At 62.6% G+C, this 2,462-nt stretch carries 2 protein-coding genes; one reads left to right on the top strand and one right to left on the bottom strand.

Annotation, left to right across the window (positions count from 1 at the left end; translation table 11 throughout):
- A partial coding sequence (locus ENZ74_RS29030) for a sulfatase/phosphatase domain-containing protein (RefSeq protein WP_127313195.1) occupies nt 1-886 on the top strand: 886 nt, incomplete at its 5' end.
- Nucleotides 887-937: 51 nt separating this feature from the next.
- On the opposite strand, the gene ENZ74_RS29025 is transcribed toward ENZ74_RS29030, so the two are convergent.
- Nucleotides 938-2,257: a PRC-barrel domain-containing protein gene (locus ENZ74_RS29025; RefSeq protein ID WP_063169140.1), complete on the bottom strand. Its 1,320-nt coding sequence runs from the start codon at nt 2,255-2,257 to the stop codon at nt 938-940.
- Between the last annotated feature and the right edge of the window lie 205 nt (nt 2,258-2,462).

The raw sequence follows: 2,462 nt of genomic DNA, 5'->3' as shown, positions 1-2,462 counted from the left end.
CACAATGTACGATCCGGCTGACGGCCCGGCCTTTCGGCGCGCGGCAAGTTGGCAGGAGGAGGCGGAAAACCATCCCTATCTAGCCTATGATCTCGGCCGGCAGAAACAGATGAAATTCCGCCCCGACGCCAGCGGCAAGGTGCACGACTGGAGCGAAGACGATTTTCGCGTCCTCCGCGCGATCTATTACGGCATGATTTCCGAGGTCGACGCCCAGCTCGGCCGCATCTGGCAAGCGGTCAAGGCGGCCGGCGCGTGGGACGACACCATCGTCGTGCTGACCTCGGACCATGCCGAGATGATGGGCGACCATTTCATGCTGGGCAAGGGAGGCTATTTCGACGGCAGCTACCACATTCCGCTGATCATCCGCGATCCGCGCCACGGCAAGGCGGCCGGCGGCAAGGTCGACAGCTTCACCGAAGCGGTCGACATTTTGCCGACGTTTCTCGACCTGCTCGGCGAAGAGCCCGCGCCGCATCTCGACGGCAGGTCGCTGAAGCCGTTCCTGAGCGGAGAGGCCCCGGCGGCGTGGCGCGATGCCGCGCATTGGGAGTTCGATTTCCGCTCGGTTGCCGCGGGCGAGGCCGAACGCCATTTCGGCATCGCCTCACGCCAATGCAATCTCGCCGTAATCCGCACGGAACATTTCAAATATGTGCATTTCGGCGGCAACCTGCCGCCGCTGCTGTTCGATCTGGAAAACGATCCGGACGAATTGGACAACCTCGCGGCCGACCCCAGCCATCTCGCCGTGCGGCTGGAATTCGCCGAACGACTGCTCGCCTGGCGGGCCGAACATCTCGATCAATCGCTGGCACTGGCCGAATTGACCGAGAACGGCCTCGTCGGCCATGCCGCTGGCCTGCCTCCACGCCACACATGAACACAGGCCCGCATCGTTGCCGGCGCGGGCCTGTATCCGACTGGGTGGAAACTACCTGACGATCATGCGCTGCTGATCGCGCTTCTCGGCATAGCTGCCCTTGTCATAGGCGGTTTGTGCCTCGAGCTGTTCCTTGGTGAAGGTCGTGTACAGGTATTTGTTGCCCGCCTTGTCGGTCATGAATTTGAGATTATCCATGCCGACCGCGACTTCCTTCTCGCCAATGCCGAGGAAGCCACCGACATCGACGATCACCGCATCGGCCTTCTTGTCGGGCGCAAGCACGACATCGCCGATCTCGCCGACCTTGGCGTCGTTGGCGCCATAGACAGTCGTGCCCTTGAGGTCATCGGCGCGAATCTCACCAACCGGCATCTCGGTCAGCGTCGACTTGTCGATGGCTGCGGTCTTTGTCTGGTCCGGAGCCGAGGCATCGGGGGTCGTGGGCGCCGGAGCCTGTGCCGTCTTGTCGGACGGAGCGACGGCAGGGGCTGCGGCGGGCGCGACTGCTGCCGGCGCATTCGAAGCCGTCGTTGCCGGCGCAGGGTCATAGGCCTTGCGGTTGAAATCCGGCTGCGCCTGCAATTCTTCCTTGGTGGTCTGGGCGACCAGCCAGCGGTCGCCATTCTTCTCGGCCCACTGCGCCTTCGAGAAGTCATAGGTGACGTTCTTGGCGCCAAGGCCTAGGAAACCGCCGACGCCGATGACCAAGTACTGCGCCTTGCCATCCTTGGTCAGCACAATGTCGTTGACGTCGCCGATGTTCTGGGCGTCATCGCCGGTGCCGTTATAGACGTTTTCCCCGATGATGTTGGTGGCGAGATTGCCGTCGGCGCGCTTGACTGGTTCTGCCGAAGCGGCGTTCATGTCGACAGGCTTTTGCGCTGTGTCCGTCGTCGCGGGTGCTGCCGGCGCTGTTGCGTCGGTCGATGCCGCAGGTGCTGGGGTCGGGCTGTAAGGCTTTTTATCGAATTCTGCCTGCGCCGTCAGTTCGTCCTTGGTCGTCTGGGCCACCAACCAGCGGTCGCCATTCTTTTCGGCCCACTGCAGCTTGCCGTAATCGAAAGCAACGCTTTTGGCGCCGACACCCAGAAAACCGCCGACGTCGATGACAACGGATTTCGCCTGCCCATCCTTGTCGAACACGACGTCGCTGACCTTGCCGATGTTTTCGGCATCGTCGCCGGTGCCGTTGTAGACGGACTCACCGATGATGTTGGTGACGATGCTGCCCTCTGCGCGTGCCACAGGAGCGGCGGCGGGCTCCTGGACGGCGGGCGTGGCAGGCGCCGTATTTGTTGCGTTCTGCGCATAGGCGCCGGTCGCGACAAAGGTTGCGAGCGCCGTCGTGGCTAAAAGATTGCGGATCATGGTAGTCTCTCCTCGTGCCTGATCTCATGCGCCGCGTCTCCTTGGGGAACGCGGCATCTGCAGGTTCACAACGTCGTGACCGGGTCAGTTGTTCCGACAAAGCGCTGCGGTCCGGGAACGAAACCACGGAAATTATTGAGCCGCTGGGGTAGTCACCCCGTGGCAAGAGGAACCTTTCTGTCGACGCCGCGTTTCAGCCGTTGGC

The sequence above is a fragment of the Mesorhizobium sp. M7A.F.Ca.CA.002.15.2.1 genome, from assembly GCF_003998715.1.
Taxonomy (GTDB): domain Bacteria; phylum Pseudomonadota; class Alphaproteobacteria; order Rhizobiales; family Rhizobiaceae; genus Mesorhizobium; species Mesorhizobium ciceri.
Note: the sequence above shows the minus strand (reverse complement) of the source record. Positions and strands in the feature narration are given on the sequence as shown.